Raw genomic sequence first — 17,347 nt, 5'->3', positions numbered from 1 at the left:
TCAGGGTTGATCGTTCTGCCATAGATTGCGCAAGCTATCGAGACGTTCCTGCTGAGTGATACCCGGTAGCGGCTGCACGGGTGAAGCGTCGGGATACTGCAAGCGTAGCCATAACCAGCCATCGAGCACCGGGCGTTCGCTGAAACCCAGCGCCAGCCCTTCCTGCACGAGGGCCCACAGACTGTTGTAGTCGGTCCCGGTGGACCGGCTCCAATGCCAGACGTGCTGTTCAAGCAGGCAGGTTTGCAAGGTGTCACGCTGCCGGGGCGTCAGGTTTTCTTCGATGGCCAACGGGCTGACGGCAAGCCCGGGATTGAACAACTGCTGCCAACCCTGACTGCCGATTGCCCGGTCGGCCCAGGTTCCGCCGAACCAGCGCAACTGACTGATCGGCCCCAGCCAGCGACTCAATTCCAGGGCATCGCAAGCATCAAAAAAGTAACTGGCGGTGTGGGGGTTGTAGTAACTCAACAAAGCACGGTGATGCAGGCCAAAAGTGACGGTCAGCATGCGACGCAAATGCTCGAGCAACTGCGACGGCGAAGCCTCACTGACCAATAACAAACCGCTCCAGAGGTGCGGTTCGCGCAGGCACAGCTCGGCCAGCGCCGGGCATCCCTTGAGGTCGACCAACACCGGACCGTGCTCGCGTAACGGCTGCAACTCGGTGCTATCGAACAGCCAGAACCGTCGGGCCTGCGCAAACTGCTGGATCAGCCTCGCGCCGGCGCGGGGCTGCCCCGGTACGTCGAGCAACAGCCATTGTGCGGTTGAGTCCGGCGCCTGAGCGACGATCATGCCGCACCGCTCTGGCCAAGCCTTGTCGCGGCCCGGCAGGTGCAAAAGGCTTGCGCGCAATGGCTGAAACTACCCCCGCCAGGCAACAGACACAGCAGCACGATCGGTTCGCTGGATTGCAACAAACGCAGCAATCCGACGCTGGCAGTGTCGGCATCTGTTGTCGTGGTGGGTGGAGGTTCGGACAAGCCTGACGCGTGGGTGAAAGAGGGGCCGGGAAGATACCCGGTGATTAACGGTTGATCCGGATCGCCTTCGATAAAGCTCACCAGTACCTGCGCGCCTTCTCTCAACGGCTTGGCATGCGCGCCGCCCAACTCCGGCGCCAATGGCAGCCAACAGTGGCTGGGCGCAGCGCCTTCGCCCTGATAGACCCAATCAAATTGCACGGCAACGGGCCTGGTTGAATCGGGTTGCGGCTCATCGACATCGACCACCCACGCCCGCTGCAGGCTGTGCATCCTGGGGTTCATGACCGAATGAGGCGCCGCAAGCGGTACCGCCCCGGCAACGTGGATCTTGTTGCCGTAGGCAAACCCCGGTGTCTGCCCACCCTGATGCTCGACCTGGATCAGCAGCCAGCGACGGTTCCAGTCCGTACACGGATGGCCGGACAGCAGAACCCGCTGGCCGCTGCGCAACGTGGTCAAATTCGTCTGACCTTCGCCCGCCTGCGTGTTGCCGTGAACCTTGAAGCGGCGCACCCCAGGCTGTTCGGGGTCGGGTGCAAAAACCATCTCGGCGCCCTGCTGAAAGGGCCCCTGCTTATCACCAACTACCAGACAGTGCCCGCGCGGGTGATGCTCGAAGTGGTAATGGAGCCGTTCCTGGGCACACAGGCGCTGGAGAAACTGCAGATCCGATTCCCGGTACTGCGTGCAGAAATCACGCGGAGGGTAATCGCCGCTCAAGTCAAAGCGCCGATTCTTACCGGTAATGCCATGCTCCTTGAGCACCTGGGCGAGGATTTCGGGCACTGAACGGTTGCTGAAGATGCGCTGGCTGAAACGCTGGGCCAGGCAAGCCAGTTTCGGCTTCAGGCGCACACGGCAAAGCCTGGGCGCAGCACCATGACCCGTCTGGACGAGCTCATGCAACTGCCCGTGAAAACCGGTCCCCGGCGGCCCGAAATGCAAAAAGGCTGGACGGTACAGCAGGCTTGCCAGGTCCAGTGTCGGGTCTTCGATCAGCAGATCCACGTCAAACACAAAGGGTTCGCTGATCGCTTCACTGCCGGTAAAGGCCAAGACCTCAACGGGGTCGGGCAGACCCTCTACATCCAGACGAAATGACGGCTCGTTGACTGGATCGAACATCGGCGATTCTCTACAGGAGGGGCGGCCGGGGATTCTCTCCGAGAGAGTTGGCCGAGTAGAGAGCCGAAGTACAACTTAGGAAATGACCTACGCGAAAAGAGGACCACGTCGCTTGGATAGCGAGGGTGTGAGTCATTTCGTTTGAAATCAGGGAGGCGTCCCACCAGGTCATCTGAAATTTCCGCAGCGCGCGGAACATTTTCCGACAACCTGATGAGACCAGTGCCTTACCTCAAGAAGACAGGTAAGACGAACGGGTCAGGCCGAGGCGCAGAGCGTCGAGGAACTGGGTGCGCTCGGCGGCAGTGATGCGCGCACTTGCGCACTTGTCGCGGTAGTGGGTCATCAGTTCTTCCGGCGACAAGTGCACGTAACGCAGCATGTCTTCGATGGTGTCGTGGGTTTCGATACCCGCGTGGTACACGCTACCGTCGGCGTTCTGGTAGATGTTCACCGAGTCGGTGTCACCGAACAGGTTGTGCATGTCGCCGAGAATTTCCTGGTAGGCGCCGACCAGGAAAATACCCAGCAGGTAGTCCTCGCCTTCGTTCAAACCGTGGACTGGCAGACTGGTTTCGATGCTCTGCTCGTCGACGTATTGCTTGATCTTGCCGTCGGAGTCGCAGGTCAGATCCTGCAGCACGGCGCGGCGCAGCGGCTCTTCGTCGAGACGGTGCAGCGGCAGGATCGGCAGGACTTGGCCGATGGCCCAGGTGTCCGGCAGGCTCTGGAAGACCGAGAAGTTGCAGATGTACTTGTCGGCCAGCTTGTCGTTGAGTTCGTCGAGCACCTGACGGTGCGAACGCTGACGCGCCTTCAACGAGTTGTGCAGGCGACGGCACACGGCGAAGTAGCATTGCTCGGCCAGGGCTTTCTCGGCCAGGGTCAGCTTGCCATCGGCATACTGGGTGGCCACATCGCTCATGTAGTGCGTGGCGCGCCAGTAGGTTTCGGTGACCATCTCGATGTCGGTCGGGCCCAACAGGTCAACCAGCCACTGCACGGTCTCCGGCAGCTCTTCCTTGTTGTCGATCTTCGGCACGTCGTCGTTGTGCTTCTCGACGTCGGTCACTTGCACCACCAGCATGGCGTGGTGAGCGGTCAGCGAGCGGCCGCTTTCGGAGAAGATGTTCGGGTGCGGCAGGCTCTGCGCATCGCAGAACTCCTTGAGCATCCCGACCACGACACCGGCGTAATCGTCCATGTCGTAGTTGATCGAACTGGCGTTGCGCGAGTGCGTGCCGTCGTAGTCGACGCCCAAACCGCCACCGACGTCGATGTGGTCAACCGGCAAGCCGAGGTTACGCAGTTCGCCGTAGTAACGAATCGCTTCCTTGAAGCCGTGCTGGTAGTCCGCCAGGTTGGCGATCTGCGAACCCATGTGGAAGTGCAACAGGCGAATGCCTTGATCCAGGCCAGCCGCGCGGAAACGCTCGACCACCGACAACAGCTGCGCCGCCGACAGACCGAACTTGGACTTCTCACCGCCGGTGTCCGCCCACTTGCTTGAGGCCAGGGACGACAGACGCACGCGCAGGCCGACTTGAGGCTTGACCTTCAGCGAGGCGGCTTCTTCGATCACCAGGCCAACTTCGGATTCTTTCTCGATCACGATGAACACGTTGTGGCCCAGCTTCTGGCCCATCAGCGCCAGTCGGATGAACTCGCGGTCCTTGTAACCGTTGCAAACGATGGTGCCGCCCTTTGGCGCCAGGGCCAATACGGCCAGCAGCTCAGGCTTGGAGCCGGCTTCCAGGCCGATGGACACATCCTGGGTGGCGATGATGTTTTCGATCACCGCTTCCTGCTGGTTCACCTTGATCGGGTACAGCGCGGTGTACTTGCTCTGGTATTCCAGGCGCTCGATGTTGGCGTCGAACGCGCCGGTCAGCTGACGCACGCGGTCTTGCAGAATGTCAGGGAAACGCACCAGCAGCGGCAAGGACAGGCCGCTTTTGCGCAGCTGGTCGACTTGCTCGAAGAGGTCGATAGGCGAACTGGTCGGACCGTTCGGACGAACTTCGACGCGACCGGCGTCATTGATCGCGAAATACCCGGCCCCCCAATGGCGAATCCCGTAAACACTGCGGCTGTCCGCAACTGTCCATTGGCTGCCATCGTCTTTGCGTGTGCGTCGTACGGACATTGAAGTCCCCTATAAAGAAGTCATAGAGCGTCGCCTGGGTTCAGGCCGGCGCAGTCTAAAGAATGAAAATGACGATTAGCCTGCATGCAAGGGCCATAGACCTCACATTCAGCGCTGAGTTTAGAAACCGGTCAGAACAGGCTCTGTGAAAACCATGTAGACGACGCCAGGCCAGAGTTGAATCAGGACTGGATCAAGCCGAGGGTGGTTTTCACAGAGGCTGCTAGCCGCCGGACTTCTTCGCTTTGAAACCCAGCTTGATCAGTTCAGCCAAGAGTAGCTCGACATGATCGCCCTGGATTTCGATGATTCCGTCTTTCAACGCACCCCCGGTGCCACAGCGTTTCTTCAACGTGGTGGCCAGGTCCTTGAGCGCTTCTTCCGCCAACGGCACGCCGGTGATGGTGGTCACCGTCTTGCCGCCACGCCCCTTGCTTTCGCGACGCACGCGAGCGATGCCGTCGCCAGCCGGGATAACGGTCTGTTTGCAGATGCAGGCGTCCACCGGTTTACTGCAATCCGGGCAATGACGACCTGCGTCGGTGGAAAATACCAGGCCACCAAGGGCGGCGAAGGATGCGGCTTTTTTGGCCACCGGCAATCCTCTTGGGAGGACAAAGACTGGTCGCGGCAACTTGGGAAGCTGCCATCGACCGCGAAGCCCCACTCAGGCAGGGGCAGCGCTACTGGGCCAGACAACGCTGGCTCAGTTTGAAAAGGTCGCGCAGTGTAACGGCAAAAAGCCGACTTGCTAAGAGCCAATCGGCGCCAATTTACTGCTCTTTTGCGACGCCCTTCCCAAGGGCGCACAGATAACGCTTCAACGCGGCCAGGGAGTCCGGGCAATAAGGCTTTTGCTGGATTTCCAGCATGACCTGCTCGATGGGGATGAAACGCGCTTCCAGCACTTCTTCCGGTTGCAGGATCAACGGGCCGTCCCACACCGCCGAAAACGCCGAACACCAGAGACGATTGCCGGTGTCCTCGAAGAAGAAGTGATCATGGGCGGTCAACTCCACACCGCTCACGCCCAACTCTTCTTCCAGCTCACGGGCAGCCGATTCGACGTACGTCTCGGTGGCGAGCACCATGCCGCCGGCCGCCACATCCCAGTAACCGGGGTAAATGGCTTTGCTCAGGGTTCGACGGTGAACGCACAGTTCACCGACCGAGTTGAACAGCATGATGTAGGTGCCACGCCCGATCAGCCCCCGCTCGCGCAGGTCAGAACGGACCAGGGCGCCGAGCAGGTTGTCCTGTTCGTCGACCCAGGCGATGTGTTCGGCATCCGAGGCCGCGCGATGGGCAGCCTCTTTGGCGTTATCGACCATGACTCAGCCCTGATTGAGCAATTGACGCAGATCGATCACTGCCGCGTTGGCACGGGAGATGTAGTTGGCCATGACCAGCGAATGGTTGGCCAGCACACCGAAGCCGCTGCCGTTGAGGATCATCGGGCTCCAGACCGGCTCTTGCGAGGCTTCCAGCTCACGAATGATCTGACGCACGCTGACCGTGGCGTTCTTCTTGGCCAGCACATCGGCGAAATCGACTTCGATGGCGCGCAGCAAATGGGACAGCGCCCAAGCCTGGCCGCGGGCTTCATAGAACACGTTATCGATCTGCATCCACGGGGTCTCGACGATTTCTTCATCGACCTGTGGCACCTGACCCGGCGCCAAGACTTCGGTTTTCAGCGCGGTGTTGAGCTTGACTCGGCCCACGCTGGCCGACAGCCGTTGCGACAGCGAACCCAGACGGGTGCCGACATCGCCCAGCCAGTTGTTCAGGTTGTCGGCGCGGGCATAGAACAGCGCACTTTTCTGACTCGGATCGGATAGGCGTGTCTGGTAACGGCTCAGGGAATTGATGCCTTCCTGGTATTCGGACTCACTGGAGGGCAGCACCCAGCTCTTGTTGTCGAAGTTGAAACGCGGCTCGGCCTTGGCCAGGTCAGCGTCTTCGGTGGACTGCGACTGGGAACGGGCGAAGTCCTTACGCATTGCACGACTCAGGTCGCGAACCTGGACCAGCACGCCATATTCCCAGCTCGGCGTATTGTCCATCCACAGACCCGGCGGGAAACGGTCGTTGGAAATATAGCCACCTGGCTTGCTCAGCAATGTACCAGCGACGGTCTTGAGGGTTTCCACCGTGGTGTACCCGACCACCATTTGCTTGCCTTCTTTCTCGGCCGCCACTTGCGCATTCTGTTGAACCGGGAACAGTGCCGGCTCCTGGCTCCAATACCAACCCAGCCCGATCGTCACCAGCAGGTAAAGGCCAATCAGCGTCGCCAGCGCCCGGCTGAACAACAGGCCGCCGACGTAACTGCGGGTGGCCGACTTCGGTTCAGCGGCACGTTCAGGCGCGCTGCCCGCGCGATTCTTCCAGTCCAGCATGGCGATATCCTTTCAATCACTTGAGTTCATCGGTTCGACCACAACCCTACGCCATCGTGCCTCGTTTGCCGCGCATTAAATCCTGCGGGAAATGGCGGGACTTACAATGACCGCGATCAGGGGCCACTATAAATGAAGCACAGCCGCGAGCCTATGCGACCATCCAGTCAGAAACTGAATAAGGCCGCTTTGCAGATTATTGACACACGATGCTCATGGGATTGAAAAGAGGTGCTAGCATAGAGCCACCAGTCGATCTCAGCATGCACCCTAACTAGTAGTCAGGATATGACCGAGCCAGAAGACCCCAGCCGTGAGCGCCTCAAGCACCACTTTGCCCAGCGGGTAATTCATCAGGCACGTCAGATTCTTGAGATATGGCAGCGCCTGCAACGCAGCGAGTGGTCCAACACCGATTTGTCGGAACTGAGCGAGGCCAACCTGCGCCTGCTGCGCTTTGCCGAACGTTTCGAACAACCGGAACACACGCAGCTGGCGCGTCACATCGGCCAGTCGCTGGAGGCTGTCGACGCCAATCGCGGACGCCTGAGCAGTGGCCTGATCACCGACCTCAATCGCTTGATGCAGCGCCTGTCGCGCACCGGCCTGCGCCACGGCGATCAGCTCGAACAAACCTTTCTGCCACCGCTGCGCAAGCCGATCTACGTGATGTTGCAGGATCACGACCGCGCCGAGCGCCTGGCCAAACAGCTGGAATTTTTCGGGCTCAGCGCCCAATCCCTGGACAGCGTCGCGGCGTTTCGCTCCTCTATGATCGAGCGCCTGCCCGCCGCCATCGTCATGGACGTGGACTTCAGTGGCGCCGGCATCGGCCTGAAACTGGCCGCCGAAGCCCAGGTCGGACTGGATGAGCCTCTACCGCTGTTGTTCTTCAGCTTGCTCGAAACAGACACCCCGACCCGCCTCGCCGCCGTGCGCGCCGGTGGCCAGGAATTTCTCACCGGCACCCTCGAAGCCTCAAGCCTGCTGGAGAAGATCGAAGTCCTGACCTGCGTCGCCCAGTACGAACCTTATAAAGTGCTGATCATCGACGACTCCCGCGCTCAGGCCTTGCACACCGAGCGCCTGCTGAACAGCGCCGGAATCGTCACGCGCACCCTGATCGACCCGATTCAGGCCATGGCCGAACTGGCGGACTTTCAGCCGGACCTGATCATCCTCGACATGTACATGCCGACCTGCACCGGCACGGAACTGGCCAAGGTGATCCGGCACAACGACCGCTACGTGAGCGTACCGATCATTTACCTGTCCGCCGAAGATGATCTGGACAAGCAACTCGACGCCATGAGCGAAGGCGGCGACGACTTCCTGACCAAACCGATCAAGCCGCGGCACCTGATCACCACTGTGCGCAACCGCGCGGCGCGGGCACGCAATCTGAAAGCACGGATGGTGCGCGACAGCCTGACCGGTTTGTACAACCACACCCACATCCTGCAATTGCTCGAAGACTGCAGCTTCCGCGCCCGCCGCGAGAGCAAGCCGTTGAGTTTTGCGATGCTCGACATCGACCACTTCAAACGGGTCAACGACAGCCACGGCCACCCCATGGGCGACCGGGTCATCAAGAGCCTGGCGCTGTTTCTCAAGCAGCGGTTGCGCAAAACAGACTTCATCGGCCGCTACGGTGGCGAGGAATTCGCCATCGTCATGCCGGACACCGATCTCGAAGCGGCCCACAGAGTGCTCGATGAAATCCGTCAGCGGTTTGCCGAAATCCACTACCCGGCCCAGCCCCAGGATTTGTGGTGCACGTTCAGCGCCGGAGTGGTGGAGCTGTGCGACCACTCCGACAGCCTGATGATGGCCAGCCAGGCGGACGAAGCGCTGTACCGCGCCAAGGACGGTGGACGTAACCGCGTGCAGGCTGCGCGGACGTCAAAGCAAAGTGCCACTTTTTCATCGGAATGGACCCATTCGGTCATAACCCTGTAACAGAAACGCAATAACTTCAGGCGCTTACCATTCTGCCGTTGGTAGACCCGCGATGCGCCTGAAGCTGCTGACCAATCTCAACACCCTCCTTTTAGTCGCCGTGTGCGTGGCCCTTGGCGCGACGCTCTGGTGGTCGCAAAAAGCCCTCGAACGCCCCTATCTGCTGATGGAGCGTTACCTCGGTTTGTCCCAGCAATTTCAAAATGAAGTGGCGCGCAACGTCGAGGATTATCTCGCCAGCGGCGATGCCCTGCGCCTGAGCAGCGCCAGCCAGGCCATCGACAGCCTGCAGAAGGAACTCGGTGAATTACCGCCAGCCTTGGCCGACACCTTGCGTCCGAGCCTGTCGAACCTCAGTGAATTCAGCAAGACCGACCTTCTGGCTGCCGGCAAACTTGCCGGGGACCCTCAAGCCTTGCTGCTGCAAGCTGAACGTGAACTCGGCGCCAGCCTCGATCAGCTCAGCCAATACGCCAGCGGGAACGCAGCGTACCTCGCGCCCTTGCTCGCCGCGTCCCAGCACCTGGGCAAACTGTCGCTGGCGCGGGACAAACTGGTCAGCAGCGGTCGCAGTGAACTGGCCGCCGATGTCGAACGCGAAGTCGCCAGCATTCGTGCGCAGGCCGAGCTGATAGGCGCCTTGCCGCTGCTCGGGGTGGCCGCCAGCAGCGAATCCGGCACCGATGATTTCGCCGCGATGATGGGGCTGGAGAACACCGAAAAAACCGTCGCCGAAGATGCCGGTGTCGCCCTCAAACGGGAACTCAATAGCTTGCTGACGCGTTACCCCGCTGAACTGGCACGCACTCGCGAGCAAATCCAGAAACGCACCGACCTCAGTACCGCGACGCACCTGAAGATCGCCGACGTACAGCAGGCCATTGCCGGACTGGAGCCGGTGGTCCGCGCCCAGCACGGGCAGATCCAGGGCGAAGTACGCTTGATGCAAGGCGTGATGATCGGCCTGATTCTGCTGATCGCCTTGTTGATCGACACCTTGCAACGCAAGCTGGCCCGGACACTGACCAACCTCGCCCCCGCCCTGTCGACCTGGGCCGAAGGCGACTTCAGCCAGGAAATTCAATTAGGCAAGACCAATCGCGAACTGCATGACATTGAAGCCTCGCTCAACCGCTTGCGCGCGTACCTGGCGGACCTGGTCGGGACTATTCGTCTCAATGCCGAGCAGGTCGCCGGCAGTAGCCGCACTTTGGCCGAGTTGAGCAACGACTTGCACAGCGGTGCCGAACATCAGGCCGGCGACACCGCGCTGATCCGCGATTCTCTCGGCGAACTGGAAGCAACGATCCAACAAGTTGCTGGCGATGCCAGCCAGGCCGCCGACGCCAGTCGTCATGCCGGAATCGCGGTCGAGCATGGCCAGAAAGTTATTGGTCTGAGCCTCACCGGCCTGCATGCGCTGGTGGGTGAAGTGCAAGGCAATGCGCAGATGATCGAACACCTGGCAGAAGAATCGGCGACCATCGGCGGCGTGCTGACGGTCATCCGCTCAATTGCCGACCAGACCAACCTGCTGGCCCTGAACGCCGCCATCGAAGCCGCCCGCGCCGGGGAAATGGGTCGTGGGTTTGCGGTGGTGGCGGAAGAGGTTCGCTCGTTGGCGCAACGCACGGCCGGGGCCACCGCAGAGATCCAGACCTTGATCGCCGGCCTGCAAACCGCCGCGCGGCAATCGGTGGAAGGCATGCGCGCCCAGGTCGAACACGCCGAAGCCACGGCCAATCAGGCTCAGGCTGCCGACGGTGCATTGGATAAAATCGTCGGGGCGATCCAGACCATTTCCGACACCGCCGTGCGCATTGCCGATGTCACTGCGCAGCAGAGTGGTGCGGTCAGTGAGATCCGTGATCACAGTGAGCGAATTCACCAATTGGGTGGGGATAATTTGTTGCGCATTGGCGAGGGGCGCGTGCAAGGGGAGAACCTGCTGGTATTGGGCGCACGCTTGCATACCGCCGTTCAAGCCTTCCGCGTCTGATAGACCGCCATGCCTCGCTCCTACAGGGGCGGGGCAATCCGCGCGACTGTCCGCTATCATGCCCCCAATTCCGATACGCGAGATTGTCATGCGCCGTTTGCTCTGCCTGCTGCTTTTAGTGCTCGCCCTGCCGGCAAACGCCGCCGGGTTGCTGGAGAGTCGACCCAGTTCCACCCTGGGCTCGATCAACAACAGTGCCGACTTCCTGCCGGTGCGCGAGGCATTTCAGCTGAGCCTGGTCGACAGCACGCCGCAATCGATCAAGCTGCGTTTTGTCGCCACCGAGGGTTACTACCTCTATCGGCACCGCTTTCAGTTTCGCGCCGAACCGGCCGAAGTTGGCCTTGGCGCGGCGCAATTGCCCAAGGGCGAACAAAAGCACGATGAGTACTTTGGCGACGTCGAGGTCTATCACGGCGTGCTCGACGTCGAAGTGCCGCGCACCGATCCCCGCGCCTTCACGCTGGCCGTGACCTATCAGGGCTGCGCCGACAAAGGCCTGTGTTATCCGCCCGAAACCGAACGACTGAACATTGATGGCATTGGCGCAACGACGCCCGCCACGGCCCAGAGCTGGAGCTGGCGCGAGCTCGCCTTGTTCTTCCTTGCGGGTCTGGGCCTGACCTTCACCCCTTGCGTACTGCCGATGCTGCCGATCCTCTCCGGCGTGGTGTTGCGCGGCCAGATCGGTGGGTTGCGCGGTTTCAATCTGTCGCTCGCGTATGTACTGCCCATGGCCGCCTGCTTCGCCCTGCTGGGTGCGTTGATGGGAATGTTCGGCGCCCAGCTCAACCTTCAGGCGCGTCTGCAATCGGCGTGGGTGCTGGTGCCGTTCGCGATGTTTTTTGCGGTATTTGCCCTCGCGATGTTTGGCGTGTTCGAACTCAAGCTGCCACATGCCATCAGCAGTCGCCTGGACCGGATCGCCGGGCGTACCGAAGGCGGTTCGTTATGGGGCGCCGCGGTCCTGGGCGTGGTGTCCAGCCTGCTGGTGTCGCCCTGCGTGTCGGCGCCGCTGGCCGGTGCATTGCTTTATATCAGCGCCAGCGGCGATGCACTGGGGGGAGGCTTGAAACTGTTCATGCTCGGCCTCGGCATGGGGGCGCCGTTGTTACTCGTGGCCACCGGCGGCGCAGCCTGGCTGCCGAAAAGCGGGCCGTGGCTGGTCTATGTAAAAAATGCGATTGGCGTGTTGTTGCTGGGATTGGCAATCGGGCTGGTCAGTCGCGTATTGCCGGGGCAAATCACCTTGCTGCTGATCGGTTTGCTGGCCGGTGGCGTCGGTTTGTTCATGGGCGCGCTGGAATTCGTCTACAAACCGCCACGAAAACGCCTCGGCCAACTGCTCGGGATGTTTCTGCTGTTTTACGCCCTGGCCTGTTGGTTCGGGGCGTTCAGCGGGCAGACCGATCCGTTCAACCCGATTGGCCAACCGCGCATCATTGCCGGCACCGAACAGCCGCAAAACACCAGCGCCTGGCAAACCATCAGCACTCCGGCAGACCTGGATCGCGTCCTCGCCGAGGCCAAATCCACCAACACTCCGCTGCTGCTCGACTGGTACGCCGACTGGTGCATCAGCTGCAAAGTCATCGAACGCGAAGTGCTCAACGACGCCACCGTCATCGAACGCCTGAAAGGCTATCGCCTCGTGCGTTTCGATATCACTGCCAGCAACGCCGAACAACGTGCCCTGCTCGATCGCTACAAACTGTTCGGCCCTCCGGCCCTGATGTTTTTCGGCAAGGACGGTGTCGAACGCGCCGATGTGCGAGTGATCGGCGAGATCAGCGCGACAGACTTCGCCGAACGTGTTGCGAAAGCAAATGACCGGATTTAACAGGCCGGTCACATATTTCGCGCAAACATCGGCCATCGTGCTGGCTTTTGCATAGAACTGGACAGTCACAAAGGCTTTGCGGCATAGTCGCCGGGTTCTGACAACTGCACACAGATAACAAGGAACAGCAGATGGCGACGCTATTGGTTCTGCACGGACCCAACCTGAACTTGCTCGGCACCCGCGAACCGGGCACCTATGGCGCTACGACACTGGCGCAGATCAACCAGGACCTGGAACGCCGTGCCCGTGAAGCCGGCCATCATCTGCTGTACCTGCAAAGCAACGCCGAGTACGAATTGATTGACCGCATCCACGCCGCAAAAGGCGAAGGTGTGGACTTCATTCTGATCAACCCAGCAGCTTTTACGCACACAAGTGTCGCATTACGTGACGCGCTGCTGGCGGTGAGCATCCCATTCATCGAAGTGCATTTGTCTAACGTGCACAAACGCGAACCTTTCCGCCATCACTCTTACTTCTCCGACGTAGCGGTGGGAGTGATCTGCGGCCTTGGCGCCAGCGGTTATCGACTGGCCCTGGAGGCCGCCCTGGAACAGCTTGAACAACAAGCTATACGCCCCTGACCGACCCTTGGGAGTTGATGATTCATGGATATCCGTAAAGTTAAGAAACTGATCGAACTGCTGGAAGAGTCCGGCATCGACGAGCTCGAGATCAAGGAAGGCGAAGAGTCCGTACGCATCAGCCGTCATAGCAAGACCCCGGCTCAGCAGTTCTACGCACCGGCTCCGATGCATGCACAGGCGCCTGCGCCAGTGGCTGCTGCTCCGGTTGCCGCTGCAGCGCCTGCGGCTCCCGTCGCGCCAGTGCTGAACGGCACCGTTGCCCGTTCGCCGATGGTCGGCACCTTCTATCGCAAATCTTCGCCAAGCTCGCCGTCCTTCGTTGAAGTCGGCCAGACCGTGAAGAAAGGCGACACTCTGTGCATCGTCGAAGCCATGAAGATGATGAACCACATCGAAGCTGAAACCAGCGGTGTGATCGAATCCATCCTCGTCGAAGACGGCCAGCCGGTTGAGTACGACCAACCGCTGTTCACCATCGTTTGAAACGCGGAGAAACTTTGATGACTGCGAAGTTGGAAAAAGTTCTGATCGCCAACCGCGGTGAGATTGCCCTGCGGATCCTGCGTGCCTGCAAAGAGATGGGCATCAAGACTGTCGCCGTTTACTCCAAGGCCGACAAAGAGCTGATGCACCTGGGCCTGGCAGACGAATCCGTCTGCATCGGTCCGGCCTCGGCCGCCCACTCTTACCTGCACATTCCGGCCATCATCGCCGCGGCCGAAGTGACCGGCGCCACCGCCATTCACCCAGGCTACGGTTTCCTTGCGGAAAACGCTGATTTCGCTGAACAGGTCGAGAACTCCGGCTTCGCGTTCATTGGCCCGAAAGCCGACACCATTCGCCTGATGGGCGACAAGGTATCGGCCAAGCACGCCATGATCGCTGCTGGCGTTCCAACCGTTCCGGGGTCCGACGGCCCGTTGCCTGAAGACGAAGAAACCGCTTTGCGCATCGGTCGCGAAGTCGGTTACCCGGTGATCATCAAAGCCGCTGGCGGCGGTGGTGGTCGCGGCATGCGCGTTGTGCATAAAGAAGAAGACCTGATCTCCTTCGCCAAACTGACCCGCACCGAAGCAGGCGCGGCGTTCGGTAACCCGATGGTCTATCTGGAAAAATTCCTGACTAACCCACGTCACGTGGAAGTCCAGGTGCTTTCCGACGGCCAGGGTCACGCCATCCATCTGGGCGACCGCGATTGCTCGCTGCAACGTCGTCACCAGAAGGTTCTCGAAGAAGCGCCGGCACCGGGCATCGATGAGAAGGCACGGGCTGAAGTCCTCGCACGCTGCGTCAAGGCTTGCATCGACATCAACTACCGTGGCGCGGGTACTTTCGAGTTCCTGTACGAGAACGGCGCGTTCTATTTCATCGAAATGAACACCCGCGTTCAGGTTGAGCACCCGGTTTCGGAAATGGTCACTGGCATCGACATCGTCAAGGAGATGCTCAGCATCGCCGCTGGCAACAAGCTGTCGTACACCCAGGAAGACGTGGTTATCCGCGGCCATGCCCTGGAATGCCGGATCAACGCCGAAGACCCGAAAACCTTCATGCCGAGCCCAGGCACGGTCAAGCATTTCCACGCTCCAGGCGGCAACGGCGTTCGCGTCGATTCGCACCTGTACAGCGGTTATGCCGTTCCGCCGAACTACGATTCGTTGATCGGCAAGCTGATCACCTACGGCGCAACCCGTGACGAAGCATTGGCGCGCATGCGCAATGCGCTGGACGAAATCGTTGTCGACGGGATCAAGACCAACATCCCGCTGCACCGCGACCTGGTCCGCGATGAAGGCTTCTGCAAAGGTGGTATCAACATCCACTACCTGGAACACAAGCTGGCTGGCGACAAGCATTAAGCTTTAGCCCGTCCAACAAAGCCGCCTTCGGGCGGCTTTGTTGTTTCTGGAGGTTACAACTCCTGCAGGAGCGAGGTTTGCCCGCAAACCATACGCCGAGGTATTGCAGACTCACCGCATCACCGCGTCATCGCGCTTCGCGGGCAAGCCTCGCTCCTACAAACTGCATACCAGTGTCGGCCTTGTCGTCTTCTGCCGCGCGCTCGCGTAAACTTGCGCGCTTCTCGCAGCCCGCTAGGCTGCAATCAATATTTTTCAAAGGTGCCCGCCATGCCTTGGCTGCAAGTCCGTCTCGCCATCAGCCCAGAACAAGCCGAAACCTACGAAGACGCTTTCCTTGAAGTGGGCGCCGTGTCGGTGACGTTCATGGACGCCGAAGATCAGCCGATCTTCGAACCTGAACTCAACACCACGCCGTTATGGTCGCACACTCATCTGCTGGCCCTGTTCGAAGGCGGCACTGAAGCGGCCAGTGTGCTGGCTCATCTTGAGTTGCTGACCGGCAGCCCGCTGCCCGAGCATCACAGCGAAGTCATCGAAGACCAGGACTGGGAACGCAGCTGGATGGACGACTTCCAGCCAATGCGCTTCGGTCAACGCCTGTGGATCGTCCCAAGCTGGCACGCTGCCCCTGAACCCGACGCTGTGAACATTCTGCTCGACCCGGGCCTGGCGTTCGGCACCGGCACCCACCCGACCACTGCACTGTGCCTGGAATGGCTCGATGGTCAGGACCTCAAGGACTGCCACGTCCTCGACTTCGGTTGCGGCTCGGGGATTTTGGCGATTGCCGCCCTGCTGCTGGGCGCCAAGGAAGCCGTCGGCACCGACATCGACGTGCAGGCGCTGGAAGCTTCCCGCGACAACGCCGGGCGCAACAATATTGCCGACGCGCTCTTCCCGCTGTACCTGCCGGAAGATCTGCCACAGGTTCAAGCCGATGTGCTGGTGGCCAACATTCTGGCCGGACCGCTGGTGTCCCTGGCGCCGCAATTGTCCAGCCTGGTCAAGCCTGGCGGTCGTCTGGCGTTGTCGGGCATCCTCGCCGAGCAAGGCGAAGAAGTCGCCAAAGCCTACGCTCAAGACTTCGATCTGGACCCGATCGCCAATCGCGATGGCTGGGTGCGCATCACTGGCCGTCGGCGCTAGAATGAACGCCTGCATAAACCGGATCGCCGCATGACCGACAGCTTCGTCACCCAGTGCCCGCATTGCCAAACCAGCTTCCGCGTCAGCCATGCTCAATTGAGCGTGGCCCGTGGAGTGGTTCGTTGCGGCTCGTGCTTGCAGGTGTTCAACGCCGCCAAGCAGCTGCTTGAGCAACGGGGCGCCAAGGAAACTGTCCAACCGGTAGCCCCGGCCATTGTCGAACCGCCGGTACAGCGCGCCATCAGCCAAAAGCAATGGTCCGCCGCCGAAATGGATCTGGACAGCCTGGACCTGGACGAAGAACTCGCCCGGCTCGAACAGCGGGAAATCCAGCCCACCACGGAATTCGGCCAGCACCGCGAAAACGGTCTCAGTGCTCGCCGCGACTCTGTCGAGCACGACGATGAACCCTGGTCCGACAGCCTCTTCAGCGAATCGGCGGCCGATCGTGCCCAGGCGGTCGAAGCCGAACCACGGGAAACGCAGCCAGTACCGAGCAAGCACTCGCGCACCGAACCGTCATTCTCGCTGGAACCGGTTGATCTGGACGACGAACCCCAGGTGCCGCAACTGCGCCTGAATGATCCGCTCGACACGCCCCTGCACCATGATCGCCTGTCGGCAACCGATGCACCTGACGACGACCTGCCCCCGATCGCCCCTCTGCGCAAGCGACACGAACGCAGCGAGTCGACCGAACGTGCCGACGCCCTGCAGGACCTGACCGACGATCCGCTGCAACTGGATTGGCAAAAACGTCGCTCCCCCTGGGGCCGACGGCTTTTCTGGCTGCTGCTGGTCCTGATCGGTGCCGGTGCTCTCGCCGGCCAATACATCGCTTACCACTTCGACGAACTGGCGCGCCAGGATCAATACCGTCCATGGTTCCAGCAACTGTGCCCGCAAGTCGGCTGCACGGTGCCATCGAAAGTTGATATCGCGAAAATCAAAAGCAGCAACCTGGTGGTCCGCAGTCACCCCGACTTCAACGGTGCACTGGTGGTCGATGCGATCATTTACAACCGCGCGCCCTTCTCCCAGCCCTTCCCGCTGCTGGAACTGCGCTTCGCCGACCTTAACGGCCACCTGATCGCCAGCCGGCGCTTCAAACCCGGCGAGTACCTCAACGGCGACCTCGAAGGCCTGGCAGAGATGCCGCCGCAAACGCCGATCCACATCGCACTGGATATCCTTGATCCAGGCTCCAAAGCGGTGAATTACAGCCTGAGCTTTCATTCGCCCGAGTGAAACGCTTCAGTGTTACGGCATTGACGGCATATTTCTGACTT

14 protein-coding genes are annotated in these 17,347 nt (G+C 60.7%); 8 read left to right on the top strand and 6 right to left on the bottom strand.

The features are described 5' to 3' along the window. The 6 genes from JIO00_RS03150 to JIO00_RS03125 all read right to left on the bottom strand — a co-directional run bounded on the left by JIO00_RS03150 (nt 1) and on the right by JIO00_RS03125 (nt 6,662). Nucleotides 1-798 carry a DUF4123 domain-containing protein gene (locus JIO00_RS03150; protein ID WP_145310629.1) on the bottom strand — a complete coding sequence of 266 codons (798 nt, stop codon included), beginning with the start codon at nt 796-798 and terminating at the stop codon, nt 1-3. Next, entirely contained in the window at nt 795-2,114 is a 1,320-nt protein-coding gene (locus JIO00_RS03145) for a type VI secretion system Vgr family protein (protein WP_154913244.1), read from the bottom strand. Before JIO00_RS03145 ends, JIO00_RS03150 begins: the two co-directional genes overlap by 4 nt. 232 nt (nt 2,115-2,346) lie before the next feature. Then, nucleotides 2,347-4,260: an arginine decarboxylase gene (gene speA, locus JIO00_RS03140; protein ID WP_010463866.1), complete on the bottom strand. Its 1,914-nt coding sequence runs from the start codon at nt 4,258-4,260 to the stop codon at nt 2,347-2,349. Between the two features lie 223 nt (nt 4,261-4,483). Next, nucleotides 4,484-4,855 (bottom strand): translation initiation factor Sui1, encoded by a 372-nt coding sequence (locus JIO00_RS03135; RefSeq protein ID WP_010463867.1) that lies wholly within the window; start codon nt 4,853-4,855, stop codon nt 4,484-4,486. A gap of 178 nt (nt 4,856-5,033) precedes the next feature. After that, nucleotides 5,034-5,591, bottom strand: a complete 558-nt coding sequence (locus JIO00_RS03130; protein ID WP_010463869.1) for an NUDIX hydrolase — start codon at nt 5,589-5,591, stop codon at nt 5,034-5,036. A 3-nt stretch (nt 5,592-5,594) separates the two neighbouring features. Continuing rightward, nucleotides 5,595-6,662, bottom strand: coding sequence for a DUF2333 family protein (locus JIO00_RS03125; RefSeq protein WP_102595311.1), 1,068 nt, complete (start codon nt 6,660-6,662; stop codon nt 5,595-5,597). A gap of 288 nt (nt 6,663-6,950) precedes the next feature. Here JIO00_RS03125 and gcbA point away from each other — a divergent pair, with 288 nt between their 5' ends. From gcbA to JIO00_RS03085, 8 genes are all read left to right on the top strand, one after another. Then, complete coding sequence (gene gcbA / locus JIO00_RS03120) at nt 6,951-8,621, top strand: diguanylate cyclase GcbA (protein WP_010463874.1); 1,671 nt, start codon at nt 6,951-6,953, stop codon at nt 8,619-8,621. Nucleotides 8,622-8,673: 52 nt separating this feature from the next. Beyond that, nucleotides 8,674-10,620, top strand: a complete 1,947-nt coding sequence (locus tag JIO00_RS03115; RefSeq protein ID WP_200667597.1) for a methyl-accepting chemotaxis protein — start codon at nt 8,674-8,676, stop codon at nt 10,618-10,620. 88 nt (nt 10,621-10,708) lie between these two features. Next, entirely contained in the window at nt 10,709-12,460 is a 1,752-nt protein-coding gene (locus tag JIO00_RS03110; protein WP_200667595.1) for a protein-disulfide reductase DsbD, read from the top strand. A gap of 131 nt (nt 12,461-12,591) precedes the next feature. Beyond that, complete coding sequence (aroQ, locus tag JIO00_RS03105; protein ID WP_010463880.1) at nt 12,592-13,047, top strand: type II 3-dehydroquinate dehydratase; 456 nt, start codon at nt 12,592-12,594, stop codon at nt 13,045-13,047. Between the two features lie 24 nt (nt 13,048-13,071). Further along, on the top strand, nt 13,072-13,533 hold the full coding sequence (gene accB / locus JIO00_RS03100; protein ID WP_010463882.1) for an acetyl-CoA carboxylase biotin carboxyl carrier protein: 462 nt from the start codon (nt 13,072-13,074) through the stop codon (nt 13,531-13,533). Between the two features lie 17 nt (nt 13,534-13,550). After that, nucleotides 13,551-14,909, top strand: coding sequence for an acetyl-CoA carboxylase biotin carboxylase subunit (gene accC, locus JIO00_RS03095; protein ID WP_010463885.1), 1,359 nt, complete (start codon nt 13,551-13,553; stop codon nt 14,907-14,909). 270 nt (nt 14,910-15,179) lie between these two features. Further along, the gene (prmA, locus tag JIO00_RS03090) at nt 15,180-16,058 is read left to right on the top strand and encodes a 50S ribosomal protein L11 methyltransferase (protein WP_010463886.1); all 879 of its coding nucleotides are present in this window, start codon (nt 15,180-15,182) and stop codon (nt 16,056-16,058) included. 30 nt (nt 16,059-16,088) lie between these two features. After that, nucleotides 16,089-17,306: a DUF3426 domain-containing protein gene (locus JIO00_RS03085; RefSeq protein ID WP_102595313.1), complete on the top strand. Its 1,218-nt coding sequence runs from the start codon at nt 16,089-16,091 to the stop codon at nt 17,304-17,306. Nucleotides 17,307-17,347 lie beyond the last annotated feature (41 nt).

The sequence above is a fragment of the Pseudomonas sp. SW-3 genome, assembly GCF_016615645.1.
Classification (GTDB): domain Bacteria; phylum Pseudomonadota; class Gammaproteobacteria; order Pseudomonadales; family Pseudomonadaceae; genus Aquipseudomonas; species Aquipseudomonas mandelii.
Note: the sequence above shows the minus strand (reverse complement) of the source record. Positions and strands in the feature narration are given on the sequence as shown.

What these genes read in the sequence shown, in the direction of transcription:
- prmA (WP_010463886.1), top strand. Translation starts at nt 15,180, where the DNA reads ATGCCTTGGCTGCAAGTCCGTCTCGCCATCAGCCCAGAACAAGCCGAA.
- speA (WP_010463866.1), bottom strand. Translation starts at nt 4,260, where the DNA reads ATGTCCGTACGACGCACACGCAAAGACGATGGCAGCCAATGGACAGTT.
- accC (WP_010463885.1), top strand. Translation starts at nt 13,551, where the DNA reads ATGACTGCGAAGTTGGAAAAAGTTCTGATCGCCAACCGCGGTGAGATT.
- gcbA (WP_010463874.1), top strand. Translation starts at nt 6,951, where the DNA reads ATGACCGAGCCAGAAGACCCCAGCCGTGAGCGCCTCAAGCACCACTTT.
- JIO00_RS03110 (WP_200667595.1), top strand. Translation starts at nt 10,709, where the DNA reads ATGCGCCGTTTGCTCTGCCTGCTGCTTTTAGTGCTCGCCCTGCCGGCA.
- JIO00_RS03150 (WP_145310629.1), bottom strand. Translation starts at nt 798, where the DNA reads ATGATCGTCGCTCAGGCGCCGGACTCAACCGCACAATGGCTGTTGCTC.
- JIO00_RS03130 (WP_010463869.1), bottom strand. Translation starts at nt 5,591, where the DNA reads ATGGTCGATAACGCCAAAGAGGCTGCCCATCGCGCGGCCTCGGATGCC.
- JIO00_RS03125 (WP_102595311.1), bottom strand. Translation starts at nt 6,662, where the DNA reads ATGCTGGACTGGAAGAATCGCGCGGGCAGCGCGCCTGAACGTGCCGCT.
- JIO00_RS03085 (WP_102595313.1), top strand. Translation starts at nt 16,089, where the DNA reads ATGACCGACAGCTTCGTCACCCAGTGCCCGCATTGCCAAACCAGCTTC.
- accB (WP_010463882.1), top strand. Translation starts at nt 13,072, where the DNA reads ATGGATATCCGTAAAGTTAAGAAACTGATCGAACTGCTGGAAGAGTCC.
- aroQ (WP_010463880.1), top strand. Translation starts at nt 12,592, where the DNA reads ATGGCGACGCTATTGGTTCTGCACGGACCCAACCTGAACTTGCTCGGC.
- JIO00_RS03115 (WP_200667597.1), top strand. Translation starts at nt 8,674, where the DNA reads ATGCGCCTGAAGCTGCTGACCAATCTCAACACCCTCCTTTTAGTCGCC.
- JIO00_RS03145 (WP_154913244.1), bottom strand. Translation starts at nt 2,114, where the DNA reads ATGTTCGATCCAGTCAACGAGCCGTCATTTCGTCTGGATGTAGAGGGT.